Here is a 23,343-nt window from a genome sequence, read left to right on the forward strand (position 1 = left end):
CGCTCTTTCAACTCCTTCGGACTTCGATGAACTGAAGCGTAACCGCTGCCGAAAACTGCGTAACTCTTTGTTTACCAAGGAGTTTTCCGTTTCGACTGCGCCGGAAGTGGGGCGAATTATAGACGTCCAGAATCTGCCGTCAACACCTATTTTCATAAATCTGTCATATCAGTCAAAACCCCCCGAAAACACGAAGGCCGGTCCACCGCTATATAGAGGTGGATCGGCCTTCTGCCCTTCTACTTACAAGCTAGGGAATGCGAACTGCGAGGCTTCATGGCTTGCACGTTGTGGCCAGCGCTGAGTAATTGCCTTGCGACGGGTATAGAAACGCACACCATCCGGGCCATACGCATGCAGGTCACCAAACAGTGAACGCTTCCAGCCGCCAAAGCTGTGGTAAGCCACTGGAACCGGCAGCGGAACGTTGACCCCAACCATGCCGACTTCGATCTCGTCGCAGAACAACCGCGCCGCCTCACCATCACGGGTGAAGATGCAGGTGCCGTTGCCATACTCGTGATCGTTGATCAGTTGCATAGCCTCTTCCAGGCTATTGACCCGAACGACACACAGCACCGGCCCGAAGATCTCTTCTTTATAGATACGCATCTCTGGCGTGACGTTATCGAACAGGCAACCACCCAGGAAGAAGCCTTCCTCATGACCGGCAACGCTCAGACCACGACCATCGACGACCAGCGAAGCGCCAGAGGAAACACCGTCTTCTATATAACCACTGACCTTGTCGCGAGCCTGACCGGAAACCAGTGGCCCCATGTCCAGGCCACACGAAGTGCCGGCACCGATTTTCAGCGCCTTGATTTGCGGAACCAGCTTGGCCACCAGCGCATCCGCGACTTGATCACCAACGCACACGGCTACCGAGATCGCCATGCAGCGCTCGCCACAAGAACCGTAAGCCGCGCCCATCAGTGCGCTGACTGCGTTATCCAGATCCGCATCCGGCATCAATACTGCGTGGTTCTTCGCCCCGCCCAATGCCTGGACGCGTTTGCCGCGCTTGGTGCCTTCGGCATAGATGTATTCGGCAATCGGTGTCGAACCGACGAAGCTCAGTGCCTTGACTTCAGGCGCTTCAATCAACGCATCGACCGCAGCCTTGTCACCGTGAACCACGCTCAACACGCCTTTCGGCAGGCCGGCTTCGAGCAAGAGCTGAGCGATCAGCAACGTCGAACTTGGGTCACGCTCGGACGGTTTGAGGATAAAGCAGTTACCGCAGACGATCGCCAGCGGATACATCCACAGCGGCACCATCGCCGGGAAGTTGAACGGCGTGATACCGGCCACTACGCCCAATGGCTGGAAGTCCGACCAGGCATCGATGTTCGGGCCGACATTACGGCTGTACTCGCCCTTGAGGATTTCCGGTGCCGCACAGGCGAACTCGACGTTTTCGATACCGCGCTTCAATTCACCCGCGGCGTCTTCCAGCGTCTTGCCGTGTTCTTCGCTGATCAGTTGAGCGATACGCGCTTCATTCTGCTCCAGCAATTGCTTGAATCGGAACATCACCTGGGCGCGTTTGGCCGGTGGTGTGTTGCGCCAGGCCGGAAATGCAGCCTTGGCCGAGTCGATGGCGTTTTGAATGGTTTCACGGCTGGCCAACGGCACTTTATGGATTGGCTGACCGGTAGACGGGTTGAACACGTCAGCAGTGCGAGCGTTATCGGTTACCAGTTCGCCATTGATCAAATGCGGGATGAGGCTCATGCGGGGCTCCTGAAAAATTGTCCACGGACGCGCATCGCTGCGCGTCCGTTGTTCGTTCTTATATGGAAGGGCTAATCAGTCGATCTTGTTCAGCACTTCGCCGACCGCATCGAACAGACGATCAAGATCCTGCGGCTTGCTGTTGAAGGTTGGGCCGAACTGCAGGGTGTCGCCGCCGAAGCGCACATAGAAACCCGCCTTCCACAGCGCCATGCCCGCCTCGAATGGACGCACGATAGCGTCGCCATCGCGCGCAGCGATCTGGATCGCACCGGCCAGGCCGTAGTTACGGATGTCGATGACGTTCTTCGAACCTTTCAGACCGTGCAGCGCATTCTCGAAATGCGGCGCGACTTCGGCCACGCTCTGCACCAGGTTTTCCTTTTGCAGCAGGTCGAGTGCCGCCAGGCCGGCAGCGCAGGCCACTGGGTGCGCCGAATAGGTGTAACCGTGCGGGAATTCCACCGCGTATTCCGGCGTCGCCTGGTTCATGAAGGTCTGGTAGATCTCCGAACTGGCGATCACCGCGCCCATCGGGATGGCGCCATTGGTAACCTGCTTGGCAATGCACATCAGGTCCGGAGTCACGCCGAAGCTGTCAGCGCCGAACATCGAACCGGTACGACCGAAGCCGGTGATGACTTCGTCGAATACCAGCAGGATGTTGTGCTGATCACAGATTTCGCGCAGACGCTTCAGATACCCCTGAGGCGGAACCAGTACACCTGCAGAACCGGCCAGAGGCTCGACGAACACTGCCGCGATGTTCGAGGCGTCGTGCAGTTCGATCAGTTTGAGCAGCTCTTCGGCCAGGGCAATACCGCCCTCTTTCGGCATGCCACGGGAATAGGCATTACTGGCCAGCAGGGTGTGCGGCAGGTGGTCGACGTCCATCATCGCCTGACCAAACAGCTTACGGTTGCCGTTCACGCCGCCCAGACTGGTGCCGGCGATGTTCACCCCGTGGTAACCACGGGCACGACCGATCATTTTGGTCTTGGTCGACTGACCTTTCAGACGCCAGTAAGCGCGGACCATCTTCACGGCTGTATCGGCGCACTCGGAACCGGAGTCAGTGAAGAACACGTGATTCAGATTGCCCGGGGTCAGCTCGGTGATTTTCTCGGCGAGCTGGAACGATAGCGGGTGACCGTACTGGAAGCCCGGCGAGTAATCGAGGGTGCCCAACTGCTTGGCCACCGCTTCCTGGATTTCCTTGCGGGTATGCCCTGCGCCGCAGGTCCACAGACCCGACAGCGAGTCATAGACTTTGCGGCCCTTGTCGTCGATCAAGTAGCTGCCTTCAGCGGCAACGATCAGACGCGGGTCGCGCTGGAAATTGCGGTTGGCGGTGTACGGCATCCAGTGGGCATCGAGCTTGAGTTGGCTGGCCAGGGAGACCGGAGCGTTTTCAGGCACGTTCATGAGCAAAACCTCGCAGGGCAATAAGCGGCGTAGGGATTAACAGCGTTCTTGCAGCTAAGTTGCCACGACGATAAAGTCGGTGAAATCCAACTCTTCTAACCTTCAGTCAGGCAATCACTAAACTATGAGCAGCCGCCGACCCGACCCACTGGCACAAGTCAGTGACTTTGATATCCGCCTGCTGCGGATCTTTCGCAGCGTGGTCGAGTGCGGCGGCTTCTCCGCGGCAGAAAGTGTGCTCGGGATTGGACGCTCGGCCATCAGCCAGCAAATGAGCGATCTTGAACAACGACTGGGTCTGCGCCTGTGTCAGCGTGGTCGAGCCGGGTTCTCGCTGACCGAAGAGGGCCGCGAGGTCTATCAATCGGCGTTGCAGCTGTTAAGCGCGCTCGAAAGTTTTCGCACCGAGGTCAACGGCCTGCATCAACACTTGCGCGGTGAATTGACCATCGGCCTGACCGACAACCTCGTCACCCTGCCCCACATGCGTATCACCCACGCACTGGCGCAGTTGAAAGAGCGTGGGCCGGACGTGCAGATTCAGATCCGCATGATCGCGCCCAATGAAGTCGAACAAGGCGTGCTTGATGGGCGCTTGCATGTCGGCGTGGTACCGCAGGCCAGCGCCTTGTCGGGTCTTGAGTATCAGCCGCTGTACAGCGAGCGTTCGCTGCTTTACTGCGCGGTCGGCCATCCACTGTTTTACGTCGACGATAAACAGCTGGACGATGAACGCCTGAATAGTCAGGACGCGATCGCCCCGACCTTCCGTTTACCGGCCGAGATCCAGGCGCATTATCAGGCGCTCAATTGCACCGCCAGCGCATCGGACCGCGAGGGCATGGCGTTTCTGATTCTGACCGGGCGCTACATCGGTTACCTACCAGACCACTACGCCAACCTGTGGGTGCAGCAAGGTCGCTTGCGCGCGCTCAAACCCGGCGCACGGTTTTATGACCTGAGCCTGGCATCGGTGACACGCAAGGGGCGGCGCCCGCATTTGGTACTGGAAAGCTTCCTGGAAAGCCTTGCAGCGACTCGATAATCCGCATGAAAGGCCCAGCGTTGACGCTTTTATAGCGACAAGGCTTGTCGGATTCCGGTGGGTGCGCTATCAACGCACGGTGCCCCCACTGACCAGCTCGGAACCGCCCATGACCTTTGAAGTCCCAGCCCACGCAGGTAAGCCTGCCAGCCGCATTCGTCAGAAGAACGAAGAGGCGATCCTCAAAGCCGCCGAAATCGAATTCGCTCGTCACGGTTTCAAGGGCACCAGCATGAACACCATCGCGCAAAATGCCGGGCTGCCCAAAGCCAATCTGCATTACTACTTCACCAACAAGCTCGGACTGTACATCGGGGTGTTGAGCAACATCATCCAGTTGTGGGACAGCACCTTTAACACCCTTACTGCCGAAGATGACCCCGCCGAAGCGCTGACCCGCTACATACGCGCCAAGATGGAGTTCTCCCGCCGCCAGCCACAAGCCTCGCGGGTGTTCGCCATGGAAGTCATCAGCGGCGGAGAATGCCTGACCGAGTACTTCAATCAGGATTACCGCGCCTGGTTCAAGGGCCGCGCGGACGTGTTTCAGGCCTGGATCGATGCCGGCAAGATGGACCCCGTAGACCCGGTGAACCTGATCTTCCTGTTATGGGGTAGCACCCAGCATTACGCCGATTTCGCCACGCAAATCTGCCGCGTCACTGGCCGTACCAAGCTGACCAAACAGGACATGGAAGATGCCGGCGATAACCTGATCCGCATAATCCTTAAAGGCTGCGGCCTCACTCCAGCCATTTAAGACGCTCAGCCATGCCTTTTACCCTTGCAGGCCTTTGCGAATACCGCGAAGAAATTCGCAAAAGCCGCTTCATCGCCCTCGCGGCACCGATCACCAGTGCTGCCGAGGCGCAGGCGTTCATCGAGCAGCACAGCGACCTGAATGCTTCACACAATTGCTGGGCCTGGAAACTCGCCGATCAGTACCGCAGCAGTGACGACGGCGAACCGGGCGGCACTGCTGGCCGGCCGATACTCGCGGCGATCGAAGCGCAGGATTGCGATCAGGTCGCGGTCGTGGTGATTCGCTGGTACGGCGGCATTCAGCTGGGCACCGGCGGCCTCGCCCGGGCCTACGGCGGCAGCGCCAATAAATGCCTGCAAGGCGCCGAGCGGATTGCCCTGATCAGCCGGGTGCCGATCCGTTGTGCCTGCAGCTTCAGCGAACTGGTGCTGGTCAAACTGCGCGTGGCCGAGCTGGGCGGGTTGGTGGTGGAAGAAACCTTCACCGCCAATGGTGTGGAACTGCAACTGGCCATCGGTGAGACGCAGATTGATACCTTGCAGCGTCAACTGGCGGATGTGAGTCGCGGGCGGATTGTGTTGCAGCGCTGAAAAACAGGCTGCGATCTTTTGGGGCATTGGCGCCATGCCAACATTTCCGATACTTGCCCACAACCGCTGTGCACCCGGCTGTGGATAACCTGAGCACACAGCGCTGCAACCCTTCCGCCACGTGGCTTTGCGGGCGTTGATCACTTTTCGTTCAATTGGCCATCCACGGGTTCAATTCCACCGCAAAACAAACAGTTAGAGCGGTATATCACCATTAGAAGAAAGCCTTACAGTGCTTATGCCCGGGTTTCTGGCTTGCGCACAAATACTGTGGAGCAACCTGTGGATAACCCGTTCATGGCTGGCTCAGTCGCATAGCCGGCATAGCCTGCAGCCACATGATTATTTTTTAACCAGATAACAGATAACCGAACCTGCACCCAATCCTGCAGCTCGCCCTGAAGTAGTGCCTGACCCCGAATCTAACTTCTGCATTTGATCGTCCAACGTCTGGGCTTTACGCTTGGTGAGATCGGTGAGTTACGCCAGGAACTGCAACAACGGCTGGGGCAACGTTGCCCATTGAACCCATGATTTTTTTCAAGGAAGCCACTCATGTCTACGGTAAAAACCGCACTGATCATCGGCGCCTCACGCGGCCTTGGCCTGGGGCTGGTGAAAACCCTGCTGGCCGACGGCTGGCAAGTCACCGCCACGGTGCGTAACCCACAGAACGCCGAGGCGTTGCAGGCACTGGGCAAGGTACAGATTGAAAAGCTCGACATGGACGATCAACAAGCGGTGATCGCCCTTAGTCAACGACTCAAAGGCCAGGTGTTCGACCTGTTGTTCGTCAACGCCGGCGTCAAAGGTCCGGAAGTGCAGACACCAGGCGGCGCGACACTGGCCGAGGTGGGTCAATTGTTCTTCACCAACGCTGTAGCGCCAATCAATCTGGCCCAGCGCTTCGTCGGGCAGATCCGCGAAGGCAACGGTGTACTGGCGTTCATGAGCTCGGTGCTCGGCAGCGTGACGATGCCTGATGCGCCAGAACTGGCATTGTACAAGGCCAGCAAAGCGGCGCTGAATTCGATGACCAACAGTTTCGTCACGCAGTTGGGCGAACAGAAACTGACCGTGCTGTCGCTGCATCCGGGTTGGGTGAAAACCGACATGGGCGGTGAAGGCGCGGACATCGATGTCGACACCAGCACCCGCGGGCTGGTCGATCAGGTAAACGCCTATGCCGGCAAGGGTGGGCATCATTTTGTGAATTACCGCGGTGAAACGATTCCCTGGTAAACACCACCCATCCCCCTGTGGGAGCGAGCCTGCTCGCGATGACGGCGTGTCAGTCGACGTCAATGGTGTATGACACACCGCTTTCGCGAGCAGGCTCGCTCCCACAGGTTATTCATCGTCCTGTCGGACCAGGCTTGCCCGAAAAGCGCTTTTGTTCGAAACTCTGCACTTCGCCCCCCGCGGCGACCCTGGATCAGCAGACAGGGCAACACTGAGCTGGCGAACCTGAACCCAATTTTCAGAGGAGCCGGCAAATGCCTGCGACCCGTATCTGGTTAAAAAATCCCCTCGCGATCTTCACGGCCAACGACCTCGATGCCCGTGGTGGCCTGGTGCTGCAAGACGGTTTGATCGTCGAAGTACTCAAGCAAGGCCAACAACCCGCAACACCCTGCGGACAAGTATTCGATGCCCGCGAGCATGTGATCCTGCCGGGACTGATCAACACCCACCATCACTTCTATCAAACCCTGACCCGCGCCTGGGCACCGGTGGTCAATCAGCCGCTGTTCCCCTGGCTGAAAACCCTCTACCCGGTCTGGGCCCGACTAACCCCTGAAAAACTCGCGCTGGCGACCAAGGTGGCCCTGGCTGAATTGCTGTTGTCGGGTTGCACCACTGCCGCCGACCACCATTACCTGTTTCCCGAGGGGTTGGAAAACGCCATCGACGTGCAAGTCGAAAGCGTCCGTGAACTCGGTATGCGCGCCATGTTGACCCGTGGCTCGATGAGCCTCGGCGAAAAGGATGGAGGCCTGCCGCCCCAGCAAACCGTGCAGCAAGGTGAAGTGATTCTCGCCGACAGCCAGCGCCTGATCGCCGAGTACCACGAACGTGGCGAAGGTGCGCAAATCCAGATCGCCCTGGCGCCGTGCTCACCCTTTTCGGTCACGCCGCAAATCATGTCGGCCAGCGCCGAACTGGCGAATACGCTCGACGTGCGCCTGCACACCCACCTTGCCGAGACCCTCGACGAAGAAGACTTCTGCCTGCAACGCTTCGGCCTGCGCACCGTGGATTATCTGGACAGCGTCGGCTGGCTCGGCCCACGCACCTGGCTGGCGCACGGCATTCACTTCAACCCCGACGAAATCGCCCGCCTCGGCGCGGCGGGTACGGGCATTTGCCATTGCCCGAGTTCGAACATGCGCCTGGCATCAGGCATCTGCCCAACCCTGGAACTGACGGCTGCCGGCGCACCGCTGGGCCTTGGCGTTGACGGTTCCGCGTCCAACGATGCCTCGAACATGATCCTCGAAACCCGTCAGGCGCTATACCTGCAACGGCTGCGTTATGGCGCAGAGAAAATCACCCCGGAACTGGTGCTGGGCTGGGCCACTCAGGGGTCGGCGAAGTTGCTCGGTCGCAGCGACATCGGCGAACTCGCGGTGGGCAAGCAAGCGGATCTCGCGTTGTTCAAACTCGATGAGCTGCGCTTCTCTGGCAGCCATGACCCGATCTCGGCATTGCTGTTGTGTGGCGCGGATCGTGCAGACCGGGTGATGATCGGCGGCAAATGGCGAGTGATCGACGGGCAAGTCGAAGGGCTGGACCTGAAAGGCTTGATTGCCGATCACAGCCAGGCGGCGCGGCAATTGATCGCCGGCATCTGACCGGACGCCATCGTGGGCAAGGGCTGGCCCTGGCCCACGCTTGCCGTCACCCAGGCTTATGGGGGGGCTGGATGAACCGACCGGTCAGGTTTTGCTAATTGTTTCTACAGGCATCTGTAGAATGCTCACTATCTGTACCTGATGAGAAAAGAATATGTACGACTGGCTGAACGCCCTGCCCAAGGCAGAATTGCACCTGCACCTGGAAGGCTCGCTGGAGCCTGAGTTGCTGTTCGCCCTGGCAGAACGCAACAAGATCGCCCTGCCGTGGAACGACGTCGAAACCCTGCGCAAGGCCTATGCCTTCAACAACCTGCAAGAGTTCCTGGACCTGTATTACCAGGGCGCCGATGTGTTGCGCACCTCTCAGGATTTCTACGACCTGACCTGGGCCTACCTGTTGCGTTGCAAGGCGCAGAACGTGATTCACACCGAACCGTTCTTCGATCCGCAAACCCATACCGACCGTGGCGTGCCGTTCGAAGTGGTGCTTAACGGCATCGCCAGCGCGTTGAAAGACGGTGAACAGCAACTGGGTATCACCAGCGGTTTGATCCTCAGTTTCCTGCGCCACTTGAGCGAAGAAGAGGCCCAGAAAACCCTCGACCAGGCGCTGCCGTTCCGTGATGCGTTTGTCGCCGTCGGCCTGGACAGCTCAGAGATGGGCCACCCGCCGAGCAAGTTCCAGCGCGTGTTCGATCGCGCTCGTCATGAAGGTTTCCTGACCGTTGCTCACGCTGGTGAAGAAGGCCCGCCGGAGTACATCTGGGAAGCCATTGACCTGCTGAAAATCCAGCGTATCGACCATGGCGTGCGCGCCATCGAAGACGAGCGCCTGATGCAGCGGATCATCGACGAGCAAATCCCGTTGACCGTTTGCCCGCTGTCCAACACCAAACTGTGCGTGTTCGATGACATGTCCCAGCACAACATCCTCGACATGCTTGAGCGTGGCGTGAAGGTTACGGTGAACTCGGATGACCCGGCGTACTTCGGCGGTTATGTCACCGAAAACTTCCATGCGCTGTATACCCATTTGGGCATGACCCAGGATCAGGCCAAGCGCCTGGCGCAGAACAGCCTGGATGCCAGACTGATCAAGCCATAAGCTTCACCGCAAAACCAAAGTGGGAGCGAGCCTGCTCGCGATAGCGGTATAACAGTCACCTTCAATGGTGAATGTCATGGCCTCATCGCGAGCAGGCTCGCTCCCACATTGAGTCGGTGTTTAACCGACTTGCGTGACCTCGCTCAACTCCTCCAGCGTCTTGCCCTGCGTCTCCATTCCGAACAACCAGACCACGCCCGCAGCAATGGCGAAACACATCGCGCCCAGGGCGAACACCCCGCCCTGCCCCGTTATCGGGAACACCAGCCCGGTGACCAATGGCCCGAGCAACGAGCCGACCCGGCCAATCGCCGAGGCAAACCCGGAACCGGTGGCCCGCGCTGAAGTGGGATAGAGCTCCGGGGTGTAGGTGTAGAGCACGGCCCACATGCCGAACAGGAAGAACTGCATCAGCAGGCCCGAACTGATCAACAGGCTGACGTTGCCGCCAAACACCGCGCTCTGCCCATACAAAAACGCCATCACACCACCACCGAGCAAGGTGATGATGCACACCGGCTTGCGCCCCCAAAGCTCCACCAGCCAGGCAGCCATGAGAAAACCGGGAATTCCGCCAAGGGAAATCAATACGGTGTAATACACCGACTGAGTCACGGCAAACCCTGACTGCTGCAGCAATGCACTGAGCCATGAAGTCAGGCCATAGAAACCAAGCAAGGCAAAAAACCAGACGCTCCAGATCATCATCGTGCGTTGGCGATACAAGGGTGACCAGATTTCATTCAAGGCCGAAAGAAAGTGCCCCGGACGACTCTCGACTCTGGGTAAACGAATCGGCTCCGGCAGATCGGTGCGCCCCAGCGAGCTCCGCACCTTGTCTTCAATGCGCCGCAAAACCCGGTCCGCTACCGCGTGATGCCCGGCCTGTTCCAGCCAGCGTGGTGACTCGGGAATGAAGAAGCGGATCGCCAGGACAAACACCGCTGGCACCGCCAGCACCAGGAAGATGTCGCGCCAGCCAACCAGCGGTAACAGGAAGTAAGACAGCACGCCCGCCGCGACAAAACCCAGCGGCCAGAAGCCATCCATCAACGCGATGTAGCGCCCGCGTCGTTTGGCCGGGATCAACTCGGACAACATCGATTGGGCAATCGGAAACTCCATGCCCATGCCGATCCCCAGAAGCACTCTAAACAGCGTCAGCGTCTCGACGCTTTGCGCCGTAGAACAGAGATAACTGGCGATGCCCCACAACACGATGCTCCACTGAAACACCGGCTTTCTCCCGAAGCGGTCGGCAAGCATCCCGGACAAAGACGCGCCAAGCACCATGCCGAAGAAGCTCGAACTGGCCAGCAACCCGGCCTGCGCCGTGCTCAGAGCAAACTCGGCTTTGATCGAGCCCAAGAGGAACGTCATCATTGCCAGGTCCATGGAGTCGAAGAAAAATGCCAGGGCAATGATGATGAAAATGATCCGGTGATAACCACTGATGGGCAGTCGTTCCAGACGTTCTGCCGCGCTATAGCCTTGCGTTTCCATGCCGTATCCCCCATTCGATAATCCCCGAATCGAGTGTGCGGGATCGCCTGGGGTCACTATTGCTGGATACGACCTGGCCACAGCTCTGAGCGACGTCTGAAACCTCTGGCCACAGACGTCGATTTCAACGGTTGCTAGAGCGCCATTTCCAACTCGGCCTCTTTGGCGAACTGATCGATTTCACGCTGACCGGCCGCAGTGATCTGCAGAACACGTGTGTCGCTGGGCAGATTCAACCAACCGGACTGCATGAACAGCTGCAATACCGCTGCCCCCAGTGTGCCGCCCAGATGCGGTCGGCGCTCGCTCCAGTCAGGGCAGGCGCAGACTACTCGGGAAGTGCTGTGGGCCAGGGCCTGAATGAACACGCCGTGGGTTGCCAGCTGATTGGCACCTTTGTGGGTCACGATGACACGCTTGTCCAACTGTTCGATCCAGCCGGCATCGAGCATTCGCTGATACAGATCGGCTGCCAGGCTTCCCCCCAGATGGTCTTCACAGAGCCTGGCCCGAAGCAATGACGAAGGCGCCGTACGCACTTTCGTCGATGGGCTGGTGCACTTGAGCAACTCTGGAACCTTGCCTGGCAAACTGGCCAGTGTGGCGCTGGCCAGCGCTTCAACCGCCGCACCGATTTCGGGAGCGGCAAGCCGGAAAAACCGCTTGCGCCCACGCTCCTCGACTTTCAACAGTCCACCGCTGGACAAACGCCCCAGGTGCGCATTGGCCGATGACGGCGACAAGCCTGCCAGCAATGCCAACTCCTCGGATTGCCGTGCAGTACCGTCCATCAAGGCCCACATCATTGCGCTACGCTTCGGGTCTGCCAGCAACGTGGCTATCTGGCTGATGCAAGGTGCATGTTCCATGTATTCACTCCCTGTTGAATCATTTGTCTACTGCTCTGGGACATCTTGACCAGTAATGTGCTGCCGGCCAAGGCGCGAAAACCGCCAAAAGCCGGGCGGTATAAGCAACGGATGCGACGAACCTCTTCGAAAACCCCGACCGGGCTCCACAACGATCAGCACAGCGTCCAACCGCTTTGAGCGAGACATCGCAACGTCGCCGACAACGGTGCGACACCAGGCAGGCGCTAGTATATGCGCGATGATCTTCGGTTCCTGCCGGCCGGAAGCTTTTGGAGGTGATAGTTCCTGCCAGAATTTTCCCTATTTGCCTGCGACTACTCGCCCGCACCGATCATTGCTGGCAATTGGGCCGACAATTGGGCACATCGTGACTTGAGCATTTCACTCAGCAGGTTCACCGGCTTACTTAATTGAGCGCGATGCGCGCACAGCAAATTCAGCGGTGCGCGTTCGCAGAGCAACGCCGGCATCAGCACTTTCAAGCGCCCGGCCAACACATCGCCGGCGACATCCAGCCAGGACTTGTAGGCAATTCCGGCACCGGCCACCGCCCACAGACGCACTACGTCCGCATCATCACTGAAGCGATCACCGCTGACGGTCAGGCTCATTTCCCGCTTTCCATCATGAAAACTCCAGTGGTCGTGAACCCGGCTACCCAGCATGTACAACAGGCAATTGTGCTGGGCCAGTTGCTCCAGCTGGCGCGGTTCGCCATGCCGTGCGAGATAGTGCGGTGCAGCACACAGCACGCGACGGTTGTCCGGAGCGATCGGCAGCGCCACCAGGCTTGAGTCTTCCGGTTCCCCGTAGCGCAGGGCGATGTCCACCGGTTGGCGAAACAGGTCGGCAATCCGGTCCCCCAACAGCAGGCGTACCGTCAGTTTTGGATGCTCGCGCTGGAATTCGTCCAGCCACGGCAGCAGCAAATTGCGACCGAAGTCCGAAGGTGCCGACAGCTGCAATACGCCGCTGACCTGATCCTGTCCGCTGGCCAGCAAACGACGTCCTTCATCCAGATTGCTCAGCGCCGCGCGGGCGTACTCCAAAAAGCCCTCGCCCTCTGCGGTCAGACGCAGACTGCGAGTCGAACGCGCCAACAACCGCGCGCCCAATTGCTGTTCGATCCGCTTCAGCGCGGCGCTGGCCACTGCCGCAGACAGGTCCATGACCCGCGCCGCCGCAGACAGACTGCCCAGGTCCGCAGCCCGGACGAACAACTGCAAGTCATCGAAACGCAGCATCAACCCACCTGCATTATCAAAAAAATATTGAAAGAGACTGTTCTTTTAGCCGGTTTTATCTTCAAGAGAAATAACCAATCATCCCTGCCATCGAATGCCCCATGAGAATTGCGCCATGAAAGCCATTGCCTACTACCGTTCGCTGCCCATCAACGATCCAGAATCGCTGCAGGACATCGAACTGCCCGAGCCGGTTGCAGGCCCACGGGATTTGCTGGTTGAAGTCAAAGCCATCTCGGTCAATCCGGTGGACACCAAGGTTCGCCAGAATGTCGCGCCCGATGAGGGTGTCGCAAAAGTGCTTGGGTGGGATGTGGCCGGCGTGGTCAAGGCGGTCGGCAGCGACGTCAGACTGTTCAAGGCCGGCGACAAGGTTTACTACGCCGGCTCCATCGCGCGCGCAGGTGGCAATAGCGAACTGCATGTGGTGGACGAGCGCATTGTCGGCCATATGCCCAAGTCCCTGAGCTTCGCCGAAGCCGCCGCGCTACCGCTGACCGCGATCACCGCGTGGGAGCTGTTGTTCGAACGCCTGCAAGTGCGCGAAGGCAAAACCGCTCAAGGCCAAAGCCTGCTGATCGTCGGTGCTGCGGGTGGCGTGGGCTCGATCCTGACTCAACTGGCCAGCCAGCTCACCGCACTGAACGTCATCGGCACTGCCTCACGCCCGCAGACCCAAAGCTGGGTACGCGAACTGGGCGCAGACCTGGTGATCGATCACAGCCAACCGCTGAGCGAAGAGCTCAAGCGCGCCGGCCACCCTCAGGTGACACACGTTGCCAGCCTGACCGAAACCGACCAGCACTTCGAACAACTGGTCGAAGCCCTCGCGCCTCAAGGCAAGCTTGCGCTGATCGATGATCCGAAGGCACTCGACGTGACCAAGCTCAAACGCAAGAGCCTGTCGTTGCACTGGGAATTCATGTACACCCGCTCGCTGTTCGAAACCGCCGACATGCTCGAACAGCACAAGCTGCTGAACCGGGTGGCCGAGCTGATCGACGCAGGCACATTGAAAACCACAGTCGGCGAACACTTCGGCACGATCAATGCGGCCAACCTGCGACGCGCCCATGCACTGCTGGAAAGCGGCACATCCAGGGGCAAGATCGTCCTCGAAGGCTTCTAGGGTTTTAGATGACGGTGTGTTCGGCTTGCTGTTTCAGAAACGACGCACACCGTCAGTCCGAGGATTTGATCCGCGTCACAAATCCGATTTGATTCAGGTCTACAATCGAGCTTCCCGCAATGCAGTCTTTTAGGTGAGGAAGTCAGCAATGAAGATCCTGATAAAAGAATTGGCAAAATCCCAGTGGCAGGTTCGCCTGGACAACCACGCGGTGAACTTCCGCAGTGAAGCTGAAGCTCGCGCTTTTACCTCGACCCTCGAGGCTCGCTTGCACGCCCCTCATCAACTCCCCCAACGTCAGCAACGAGCAACCGGCTGACTCAAGTCGCGGCTTGCGCTGCCCGGGCAACTTGCAGCCGACGGGTGAGCATCGCGACGCTCACCACCAACATTCCGCACAGGCTGATGACCATCGCCATCGGCATCGCGGTGCCGTCGTGCAGCACCCCGACCAACGCCGCCGCACCTGCAGCAACACTGAACTGCAAGCAACCGAGCATCGCCGAAGCGCTGCCTGCGCGCGCGCCCTGCCCGCTCATGGCACACGCCGATGCATTGGGAAGGATGCAACCCAGGCTTGCGATGCAGATGAACAACGGGATCAGCAACGGCCACAAATGCTCGGTATGCAGTGAACTCACCGCCAGCAAGCTCAGGCCTGCCGCCAGATAAATCCATACGGTGCGCGCCAGCAAAAAGGCCGGGCCACGTTTGGAGAGCAACCGGGCATTGACCTGCGCCACCAGAATGAAGCCCGCGGCGTTGGTGCCGAACAACCAGCCGAAGTGCTCGGCCGGAACACCGTAAAGCTTGATGAAGACGAAAGGCGAACCGGCGATGTAGGCAAACATCCCGGCAATCGCAATGCCGCCGGTCAAGGCATGTCCGAGAAAGATCCTGTCAGTGAGCAGACGACCGTACTGACGCAAAGCACCCGACAACGGTTGACGCGGCTGGTTCGCCGGCAAACTTTCCGGCAGACCTAGCGCAACCGCCAGGGCTGACAATGCGCTGAACACCGTCAAGGCGATAAAGATCGACTGCCAGCCATACAGGTTGACCAGCAGACCGCCGAGCATTGGCGCAAGAATCGGTGCCAGGCCCATCACCAGCATCAGTTGGGAAAAGACTTTCGCCGAACCCACCGCGTCGCACTTGTCGCTGACTACCGCGCGGGAAATCACCATCCCGGCGCAGCCGCCCAACGCCTGAACGAAACGGGCCGCGATCAGCCACTCAAGGCTCGGCGCAAACGCGCACACCAGCGATGCCAGAGTGAACAGACCGACGCCCACCAGCAATGGCATGCGCCTGCCGAAGCGATCGGCCACCGGGCCGTAAGCCAATTGACCGATCGACAGGCCCAGGAAATAAGCTGCCAGGGTCAACTGGACGTGTTTTTCATCGGTGCCGAAAGCTGCTGCCATGGCCGGGAAGGCCGGCAGATAGAAATCGATGGCCAGCGGCCCGAAAGCGCTTAGGGCGCCAAGAATCAGAATGGTACGGAGGTTCATCAGGCGTCCAGTTTTACGTCAGTCGGCAGCACGACAGTCTAACTGCGCCTGGACGCCTTGAACATTCCGATAGGTCGCTAACTATTAAAAAGGTTCACGCCAGCTTGACCGCGTAACCTTCTTCGCTGATCAGGTTGATCACCTGCTCTGCCGACAACGCGCTCTCGACACCGACCTCCTTCGCCGCGAGGTCGACCCGGACACTGGCCGCCGGATCCTTGGCTTTCAGTGCCTCGGTAATGGCCCGAACACAGTGACCGCACGACATTCCTTGAACGTTGAATACTTGCATGAGATAGCTCCTTTGATGAGGTTGAAACCAGTCTTGAGCTTGCCACGGTGGCAAGGTCAAGTTCTGCAGTGATCTGCCGGGCTGGCAATCGTCGCCGCGCTCGGCCAAGCTTCGCCATCAATGACTCAAAAGCAGGAGATGCAGCCATGCGCTGGTCAGCTTTCAGCCTATTCGGCATGCTCAGTCTTTTCGCCGCCGCGCCCTCGGCCAGCGCCGAAGACTATGGTGTGTTGATCATTTCTCGCGAGCGCCTGGAAGTCGCGACCTCGTGCGAGATTGGCGTGTACATCCAGGATCAGTTGTCGGCGCGGTTGTTCCAGGAACAAAGCACTTCGTTCAATTTGCCGCCGGGCAACTACTCCTTACGGCTCAAACTGCTGCCCGGCCAGGCGCCAGGTTGCAGTGCCGGGATGCTGGCCCCGGGTTCGCAGAACATCACACTACGGGCGGGTGACCTGTTGAAATTCCGCATTGCCATGAATCAGCAAGGGATGTACCTCAAGCCCGCCGCATTGGGGTATTGAGCACATTCCACCTGTAGCAGCTGGCGAAGCCTGCGTTCGGCTCGGTCCGCGCTCGGGCGCAGCAGTCGCAAATCCTGTGTCCGCGATCAACCTGACACACCGCAGTGTCTGATTTCACGACCGCTACGCGATCGAACGCAGGCTTCGCCAGCTGCTACAGGGACCGCGTTGGTTTCTTGAAGGACACCATCAAGATTGGCGCTTGACCTTGCCCGCATGGCAAGGTTGATCCTGTGGGTCATCTCTACAGGGAGTAAGACCGATGTCCGATTCCACCACCTTCGATCTGCCGATATCCGGCATGACCTGCGCCAGCTGTGCCGGACGTGTCGAGCGTGCGTTGAGCAAAGTTGTCGGTGCCAGTGCCGTCAGCGTCAACCTGGCCACCGAGCAAGCGCGCGTCCAGGCCCCCCGCGACAGTTTGCCTGCTCTCATGGAAGCCGTGCAGCAAGCCGGATACAGCGTGCCCGCACACAGCCTCGAATTGAGCATCGGCGGTATGACCTGCGCCTCGTGTGTCGGTCGGGTCGAACGTGCCTTGAATAAAATCGCCGGGGTGAACAGCGTCAGCGTCAACCTGGCCAACGAACGCGCACACCTCGAGCTGCTCACTCAGATCAATCCGCAGATATTGATCGATGCGGTCAGCAAGGCCGGTTACACCGCCAGCGTCTGGCAAGCCGAGCAAGCCACCGATAACGATCAAGTGCAGCGGCTGCGCCGTGAGCGCTGGAGTTTGCTGCTGGCAATCGTGCTGGCCTTGCCGCTGGTGCTGCCAATGCTGGTGCAGCCGTTCGGCCTGCACTGGATGCTCCCGGCCTGGGCGCAGTTTGCATTGGCGACGCCAGTGCAATTCATCTTCGGTGCACGCTTTTATGTCGCCGCATGGAAGGCCGTTCGCGCGGGCGCCGGCAATATGGACCTGCTGGTGGCCCTGGGCACCAGCGCCGGTTATGGCTTGAGCATTTACCTGTGGGCCACGGTCAGCGCCGGCAGAATGCCGCATCTTTATTTCGAAGCTTCGGCGGTGGTGATTGCGCTGGTGTTGCTCGGCAAATACCTTGAGAGCCGCGCCAAACGCCAGACCGCCAGCGCCATTCGCGCTCTTGAAGCCTTGCGGCCGGAGCGAGCGATTCAGGTGATCGACGGCCGCGAACAGGACGTCGCCATCAGCGCGTTGCGCCTTGGTGACCTGGTGCTGGTCAAACCCGGTGAACGTTTCCCGGTGGACGGTGAAGTGATCGAAGGCCAGAGCCATGCCGACGAAGCGCTGATCAGCGGTGAAAGCCTGCCCGTGCCCAAACACCCCGGCGACAAAGTCACTGGCGGCGCAATCAACGGCGAAGGCCGGCTGCTGGTTCGGACTCAAGCGCTTGGCGCAGAAACCGTGTTGGCGCGAATCATCCGTCTGGTCGAAGACGCCCAGGCCGGCAAGGCACCGATTCAAAAGCTGGTGGATAAAGTCAGCCAGGTGTTTGTACCCGTCGTGATGTTTTTAGCGCTGGCAACCTTGATCGGCTGGTGGCTGTACGGCGCACCGCTGGAAACCGCGGTGATCAACGCGGTTGCGGTGTTGGTGATCGCCTGCCCTTGCGCCCTCGGCCTGGCAACACCGACCGCGATCATGGCCGGCACCGGTGTGGCGGCGCGCCACGGCATTCTGATCAAGGACGCCGAAGCACTGGAGCGCGCCCATGAAGTCAGCGTGGTGGTGTTCGACAAGACCGGCACACTGACGTCCGGCACGCCGCGCATCGCTCACTTGAGTGCCATCGACGGCAACGAAGCGAGCCTGCTGCAACAGGCCGGCGCCCTGCAACGCGGCAGCGAACACCCGCTGGCCAAAGCCGTGCTGGACGCCTGCGCCGAGCGTGACTTGCCGGTGGCCGATGTCAGCACCAGCCAATCACTGACCGGTCGCGGCATTGCCGGCACGCTGGACGGTCGCCGATTGGCGCTGGGTAATCGCCGTCTACTAGAAGAAAGCGGCTTGAGCGCCGGTCTCTTGAGCGACTCCGCCAGCGCCTGGGAAGCCGAGGGTCGAACCTTGTCATGGCTGATCGAGCAAAGCCCCGAGCCCGAGGTGCTCGGCCTGTTCGCCTTTGGCGACACCCTCAAGCCTGGCGCGCTGCACGCCATCGAAGCACTCAATGAGCAACACATCGGCAGTCACCTGCTGACCGGCGACAACCGTGGCAGCGCCCGAGTGGTCGCCGAAGCGCTGGGCATCAGCAACGTTCACGCCGAAGTACTGCCGGCCGAAAAAGCCTCGACCGTCTCTGAGCTGAAAAAGACCGGCGTCGTGGCGATGGTCGGCGACGGCATCAACGACGCTCCAGCGTTGGCGGCGGCAGATATCGGCATCGCCATGGGCGGCGGCACTGACGTGGCGATGCACGCGGCCGGGATCACCTTGATGCGCGGCGATCCTCGCCTGGTGCCGGCAGCACTGGAAATCAGCCGCAAGACCTATGCAAAGATCCGTCAGAACCTGTTCTGGGCCTTCGTCTACAACCTGATCGGCATTCCGCTGGCAGCCTTCGGCTTGCTCAACCCGGTGATCGCCGGTGCGGCAATGGCCTTGTCCAGCGTCAGCGTGGTGAGCAATGCTTTACTGCTCAAGACCTGGAAACCGAAAGACCTGGAGGACGTTGAATGAACATCGGCCAAGCAGCCCGACACAGCGGCCTGAGCGCCAAGATGATTCGCTATTACGAATCGATCGGCCTGCTCAAGGCAGCGCATCGCACCGACAGCGGCTACCGCATCTACGGCGACGACGACCTGCACAGCCTGGCGTTCATCAAGCGTTCACGCGATCTCGGATTTTCCCTGGAAGAGGTCGGCAAACTGCTGACCCTCTGGCAGGATCGCCAACGGGCCAGCGCCGACGTCAAGGCACTGGCCCGCCAGCACATCGACGAGCTGAACCAGAAAATCCGCGAACTCGGCCAGTTGCGCGACACCCTGCAGGATCTGGTGGAACATTGTCAGGGCGACCACCGCCCGGACTGCCCGATACTCAAGGAACTGGCGTCGGGCTGCTGCGCCGAGCCCGCTCGCTCCTGATCGCCAATACCTTCAGCACCAGCAAGGTGCTGAGGGGGATCCCGTGAAACAGCAGCACCACCGCGCCGGGTGCCCACACGTTGTAAAACGGCGCGGCGATCAACATGCCGACGCCGAACCCGGTCATTTGCAGCAAGGTCAGAACGCTGAAAATCGGCAGGCGCAGGCTGTCCGGTTCACGCTGCAAGCGCGACATCAGCCCGACCTCGGAAAAGCCATCCCCCAGGCCCGCTGGCAACGCAAACAGCAGCAAGCCGTAGAGGCTCTGTTGCTGGAACATCAGGATGAAGCCGCTGGACATCAACAACACGCCGAAAAAGAACCGTCGCTCCAGGTTTGAGTTTTCCGAGCCTGGCAAGCGGCTGGCCACCCGTGCTCCGATCAACTTGCCACACGCCCATACTGCCAGCATCAGGCCCAGCGTAGTGCTGGCGGACTCGGGTGTCAGCAGTTTGGAAATAATCGGGAAACCCACATTGTGCGCGGCACTGCCGAGGGTGTCAGCCATCGCCAACGCGAGCATCGCAGCGATGACCGGCGAGCTGCGCAAGCCTTGGCGTAGCGCGCTCCATTCGTCACGTTTGTGGGTTGGCTCGGCTTTGAGTGCCGGTCGGAAAAACCGTAACGGCACAATGAATAGTGCCGCCAACAGATAAGTGACGACGTTCAGTGCAAACACCGTTTCGAAGCCGAAACCAGCCACCAACAGCCCGGACACCAGACTCCCGCCAACCATCGCTGCGGACGAAGCCGAAGTGATCCAGGCATTGGTCTTGAGCAGTTGCTCCCCGGCGATCATGTGCGGCAATTGACTGTTGAGGCCGATGGCAAACATCGAGTTGCCGAACCCCAGACCGAAAGCGATCACCGGTAATAACAGCACTTGCTGCGACACCGGCAATACCAGCAACAGACCTAACAGCCCGGCACGCAGCAGGTCGAAGGCTATCAACGGTAAGCGTCCGCCCCAACGACGATAAAACGTCGTGCCGGTCAAACTGGCAAAAACCCCACCGGCCACGCGGCTGGCGAGAAAGATCCCGACGCTCATGGCGCTGTTGCCAAGCATATAAACGTAAGTGGCCAGCGCCACCATATTGAGAAACGCACCGAAGTCCGAGACCAGTCGCGCAGCGATGATCAGTTGGGCGTTGCGGGTGGACTGGTGGGGCTTAGAGTCGGTGTTCACAATCATCCTTGACCGAGCGTTGCCTTGGGTGCCCAGTTAACGCGATTTCACAACCTGCGGATACTCATGTGGGAGCGAGCCTGCTCGCGATGAGGCCGGCACATCCAACATTGAGGTTACCTGACACACCGCTATCGCGAGCAGGCTCGCTCCCACAGTGGTTCAGTGTTGAATTTTATTTTTGGGCAAGCGCACACGCGACTGTCCGATCATCGAACACTTATTGCCGTCTTGCGAGACTTGCCGCTCTGCTTCAATTGACCAAATTAACCAGCTGGTACAATTTATCTCCACAGGCGGGTCACCCTCGACCCACGCCCACAATAACAATGGAGAACGCCCTGATGTCCCCTATCGTTCTGGTGCTCAACGGCCCGAACCTGAACCTGCTCGGCAGCCGTGAGCCGGCGACATATGGCCACGAAACCCTGGCCGACATCTCGGCCTTGTGCGGTCGCGCTGCCGAAGAGTTCGGCCTGGCGGTGGAGTTTCGCCAGACCAACCACGAGGGCGAATTGCTCGACTGGATTCATTCGGCACGCGGTCGTTGCGCCGGAATCGTGATCAACCCGGCGGCCTGGACACACACTTCGGTAGCGATCCGTGACGCGCTGGTCGCCAGCGAGTTACCGGTAATCGAGGTGCACCTGTCGAACGTACATGCTCGCGAGCCATTCCGTCACCACTCGTTCGTATCGGCCATCGCCACCGCAGTTCTCTGCGGATTCGGCAGCCACGGCTATCGCCTGGCGCTGGAGCATTTCAGTCAACGCTTGAAGGGATAAGCCACATGTCGCAGAACAACACGGTACTCGCAGGACTCATCGGCGCCGGTATCCAGGCGTCTCGAACCCCCGCGCTGCATGAGCGCGAAGGTGATGCCCAAGGCCTGCGCTACCTTTATCGGTTGATTGACCTCGATCAGCTGAAACTCGACAGCGGCGCCCTCCCCGACCTGCTGATGTCGGCGGAACGGATGAACTTTACCGGTCTGAACATCACCTTTCCGTGCAAGCAGGCGATCATCCCGCTGCTCGACGAACTCTCACCGGAAGCCCGAGGCATTGGCGCCGTCAACACCGTGGTGCTCAAGGACGGAAAACGCATTGGCCACAACACCGACTGCCTCGGTTTCGCCGAAGGTTTTCGCCGTGGCTTGAAGGATGCTGCCCGCGAGCGCGTCGTCCAAATGGGCGCTGGTGGTGCGGGGGCTGCGGTGGCCCATGCGCTGCTAAGCGAAGGTGTGCAGCACCTGAGTATTTTCGATGTGGACGTCAGTCGCGCGCAAAGCCTTGCGAATAACCTCAATCAGCATTTCGGCAGCGACCGGGCCTGTGCCGGCAGCGATCTGCCAAGTGCGCTGGTGCAGGCCGATGGACTGGTGAATACCACGCCGATGGGCATGGCCAAACTGCCCGGCATGCCAGTGCCGGTGGAGTTGCTACGGGCTGAATTGTGGGTCGCGGAGATCGTTTACTTTCCACTGGAAACTGAACTGCTACGCAATGCCCGTGCCTTGGGTTGCCGTACGCTGGATGGCGGCAACATGGCCGTGTTTCAGGCGGTAAAGGCCTTCGAGTTGTTCAGTGGCGTGGCGCCGGATGCACAGCGGATGCTCGCGCATTTTCAAAGCATGAATGGCTGAACACATCACAGGCAAGTTGATCGTTCCCACGCAGCGTGGGAACGATCTGCACTCTGCAGACGGTGAGCTTCAGGCCTGCAAATAACGCAGCACTGACTCGCAGATCATCTCGCGATGACGTTGCTTGATCGCGTCATCCGGTAAGTCGATCTGAAAAATCTCACCAAAGGTATGACGATTCGACACCCGGTAAAAGCAGAACGAACTGATCAACAAGTGCACGTCCAGCGGATCCAGCCCACTGCGGAACACCCCCTCCTCGGCACCACGACGCAGAATCACGCCTAGCGAATCGAGGATCGTATTGTTCATCGCCTTGATCGCTTCGGACTGCTTCACGTACTCGGCGTTGTGAATGTTCTCGATGCTGACGATGCGCACAAAATCGACGTTGCGGTCATGGTGATCGAAGGTGAATTCCACCAGCCGCCGAATCGCCTCACGCGGTTCCAGCTCAGCCAGGTGCAAGCGACTTTCAGTGCTGCGGATGTCGCCGTAAAGCTTCTCCAGCACCTCGACGTAGAGCTGTTCCTTGCTACCGAAGTAGTAATAGATCATCCGTTTCGAGGTGTGGATACGCTCGGCGATCGCATCGACACGAGCACCGGACAGACCCTGTTGAACGAACTCGACAATGGCTTCTTGAAGAATGTTCTCGCGGGTCTTTTCCGGGTTGTTCTTGCGACTCTTGCGCGGCTCGATCAAGGGTTCGTCGGGCGCGACGGTGAGTTCTGTGGTCATTCTCATTCCGGGCTCATGGCCTTCACTGCACAGCTGGCGATTATGGGCCGCACGCTGCAGTGAAGGAAGCTTCGCCACGGCCGTTTACCCCCTGCGTT

At 59.5% G+C, this 23,343-nt stretch carries 22 protein-coding genes; 13 read left to right on the forward strand and 9 right to left on the reverse strand.

Annotated features, from left to right (window positions below):
• Window positions 1-243: 243 nt before the first annotated feature.
• Together AC1DHT_RS06820 and aptA are read right to left on the reverse strand one after the other, a co-directional pair.
• Entirely contained in the window at window positions 244-1,737 is a 1,494-nt protein-coding gene (locus AC1DHT_RS06820) for a CoA-acylating methylmalonate-semialdehyde dehydrogenase (RefSeq protein ID WP_427542230.1), read from the reverse strand.
• Window positions 1,738-1,812: 75 nt separating this feature from the next.
• On the reverse strand, window positions 1,813-3,162 hold the full coding sequence (gene aptA, locus AC1DHT_RS06825) for an omega-aminotransferase AptA (RefSeq protein WP_145022535.1): 1,350 nt from the start codon (window positions 3,160-3,162) through the stop codon (window positions 1,813-1,815).
• Window positions 3,163-3,286: 124 nt separating this feature from the next.
• Here aptA and AC1DHT_RS06830 point away from each other — a divergent pair, with 124 nt between their 5' ends.
• The 6 genes from AC1DHT_RS06830 (at window position 3,287) to AC1DHT_RS06855 (ending at window position 9,523) form a co-directional block, all read left to right on the forward strand.
• Window positions 3,287-4,207: a LysR family transcriptional regulator gene (locus tag AC1DHT_RS06830; RefSeq protein ID WP_427542234.1), complete on the forward strand. Its 921-nt coding sequence runs from the start codon at window positions 3,287-3,289 to the stop codon at window positions 4,205-4,207.
• Between the two features lie 109 nt (window positions 4,208-4,316).
• Window positions 4,317-4,967, forward strand: coding sequence for a TetR/AcrR family transcriptional regulator (locus AC1DHT_RS06835; protein WP_427542237.1), 651 nt, complete (start codon window positions 4,317-4,319; stop codon window positions 4,965-4,967).
• Window positions 4,968-4,978: 11 nt separating this feature from the next.
• Window positions 4,979-5,560, forward strand: a complete 582-nt coding sequence (locus tag AC1DHT_RS06840) for an IMPACT family protein (protein ID WP_427542240.1) — start codon at window positions 4,979-4,981, stop codon at window positions 5,558-5,560.
• Between the two features lie 555 nt (window positions 5,561-6,115).
• A complete protein-coding gene (locus AC1DHT_RS06845) occupies window positions 6,116-6,802 on the forward strand; it encodes an SDR family oxidoreductase (RefSeq protein ID WP_427528729.1) in 687 nt (228 codons plus the stop codon).
• Between the two features lie 254 nt (window positions 6,803-7,056).
• Window positions 7,057-8,415: an 8-oxoguanine deaminase gene (locus AC1DHT_RS06850; RefSeq protein WP_427542243.1), complete on the forward strand. Its 1,359-nt coding sequence runs from the start codon at window positions 7,057-7,059 to the stop codon at window positions 8,413-8,415.
• Between the two features lie 154 nt (window positions 8,416-8,569).
• Window positions 8,570-9,523 carry an adenosine deaminase gene (locus AC1DHT_RS06855; protein WP_427542246.1) on the forward strand — a complete coding sequence of 318 codons (954 nt, stop codon included), beginning with the start codon at window positions 8,570-8,572 and terminating at the stop codon, window positions 9,521-9,523.
• A 120-nt stretch (window positions 9,524-9,643) separates the two neighbouring features.
• Here AC1DHT_RS06855 and AC1DHT_RS06860 read toward each other — a convergent pair whose 3' ends face one another.
• The 3 genes from AC1DHT_RS06860 to AC1DHT_RS06870 form a co-directional block, all read right to left on the reverse strand.
• Complete coding sequence (locus AC1DHT_RS06860) at window positions 9,644-11,026, reverse strand: MFS transporter (RefSeq protein ID WP_427542249.1); 1,383 nt, start codon at window positions 11,024-11,026, stop codon at window positions 9,644-9,646.
• 134 nt (window positions 11,027-11,160) lie between these two features.
• Complete coding sequence (locus AC1DHT_RS06865) at window positions 11,161-11,895, reverse strand: ArsR/SmtB family transcription factor (protein ID WP_427542252.1); 735 nt, start codon at window positions 11,893-11,895, stop codon at window positions 11,161-11,163.
• Window positions 11,896-12,212: 317 nt separating this feature from the next.
• Window positions 12,213-13,142, reverse strand: coding sequence for a LysR family transcriptional regulator (locus tag AC1DHT_RS06870; RefSeq protein WP_427542255.1), 930 nt, complete (start codon window positions 13,140-13,142; stop codon window positions 12,213-12,215).
• A gap of 115 nt (window positions 13,143-13,257) precedes the next feature.
• Between AC1DHT_RS06870 and AC1DHT_RS06875 the strand changes: the two genes are divergently transcribed.
• Both AC1DHT_RS06875 and AC1DHT_RS06880 read left to right on the forward strand, forming a co-directional pair.
• Window positions 13,258-14,271: a zinc-binding alcohol dehydrogenase family protein gene (locus AC1DHT_RS06875; RefSeq protein WP_427542258.1), complete on the forward strand. Its 1,014-nt coding sequence runs from the start codon at window positions 13,258-13,260 to the stop codon at window positions 14,269-14,271.
• A 148-nt stretch (window positions 14,272-14,419) separates the two neighbouring features.
• Window positions 14,420-14,590 (forward strand): hypothetical protein, encoded by a 171-nt coding sequence (locus AC1DHT_RS06880; RefSeq protein WP_177474787.1) that lies wholly within the window; start codon window positions 14,420-14,422, stop codon window positions 14,588-14,590.
• Window position 14,591: 1 nt separating this feature from the next.
• On the opposite strand, the gene AC1DHT_RS06885 is transcribed toward AC1DHT_RS06880, so the two are convergent.
• Both AC1DHT_RS06885 and AC1DHT_RS06890 read right to left on the reverse strand, forming a co-directional pair.
• On the reverse strand, window positions 14,592-15,785 hold the full coding sequence (locus tag AC1DHT_RS06885; protein WP_427542261.1) for a multidrug effflux MFS transporter: 1,194 nt from the start codon (window positions 15,783-15,785) through the stop codon (window positions 14,592-14,594).
• Between the two features lie 94 nt (window positions 15,786-15,879).
• Complete coding sequence (locus AC1DHT_RS06890; protein WP_427542264.1) at window positions 15,880-16,077, reverse strand: heavy-metal-associated domain-containing protein; 198 nt, start codon at window positions 16,075-16,077, stop codon at window positions 15,880-15,882.
• Between the two features lie 146 nt (window positions 16,078-16,223).
• Here AC1DHT_RS06890 and AC1DHT_RS06895 point away from each other — a divergent pair, with 146 nt between their 5' ends.
• The 3 genes from AC1DHT_RS06895 to cueR all read left to right on the forward strand — a co-directional run bounded on the left by AC1DHT_RS06895 (window position 16,224) and on the right by cueR (window position 19,670).
• Window positions 16,224-16,601, forward strand: coding sequence for a hypothetical protein (locus tag AC1DHT_RS06895; RefSeq protein ID WP_054594155.1), 378 nt, complete (start codon window positions 16,224-16,226; stop codon window positions 16,599-16,601).
• 262 nt (window positions 16,602-16,863) lie between these two features.
• On the forward strand, window positions 16,864-19,260 hold the full coding sequence (locus AC1DHT_RS06900) for a heavy metal translocating P-type ATPase (RefSeq protein WP_442114731.1): 2,397 nt from the start codon (window positions 16,864-16,866) through the stop codon (window positions 19,258-19,260).
• Entirely contained in the window at window positions 19,257-19,670 is a 414-nt protein-coding gene (gene cueR, locus AC1DHT_RS06905; protein ID WP_427542270.1) for a Cu(I)-responsive transcriptional regulator, read from the forward strand. The genes AC1DHT_RS06900 and cueR overlap by 4 nt, the downstream gene beginning before the upstream one ends.
• Here cueR and AC1DHT_RS06910 read toward each other — a convergent pair.
• Window positions 19,624-20,859 (reverse strand): MFS transporter, encoded by a 1,236-nt coding sequence (locus AC1DHT_RS06910; RefSeq protein WP_427542273.1) that lies wholly within the window; start codon window positions 20,857-20,859, stop codon window positions 19,624-19,626. The genes cueR and AC1DHT_RS06910 overlap by 47 nt on opposite strands.
• A 344-nt stretch (window positions 20,860-21,203) precedes the next feature.
• Here AC1DHT_RS06910 and aroQ point away from each other — a divergent pair, with 344 nt between their 5' ends.
• On the forward strand, window positions 21,204-21,644 hold the full coding sequence (gene aroQ / locus AC1DHT_RS06915; protein WP_427528707.1) for a type II 3-dehydroquinate dehydratase: 441 nt from the start codon (window positions 21,204-21,206) through the stop codon (window positions 21,642-21,644).
• 5 nt (window positions 21,645-21,649) lie between these two features.
• Entirely contained in the window at window positions 21,650-22,504 is an 855-nt protein-coding gene (locus AC1DHT_RS06920; protein WP_427542276.1) for a shikimate dehydrogenase, read from the forward strand.
• Window positions 22,505-22,573: 69 nt separating this feature from the next.
• Here AC1DHT_RS06920 and AC1DHT_RS06925 read toward each other — a convergent pair whose 3' ends face one another.
• The gene (locus AC1DHT_RS06925; RefSeq protein WP_427542279.1) at window positions 22,574-23,251 is read right to left on the reverse strand and encodes a TetR/AcrR family transcriptional regulator; all 678 of its coding nucleotides are present in this window, start codon (window positions 23,249-23,251) and stop codon (window positions 22,574-22,576) included.
• Window positions 23,252-23,343: the final 92 nt, after the last annotated feature.

Source organism: Pseudomonas sp. 05N432 (assembly GCF_056396945.1).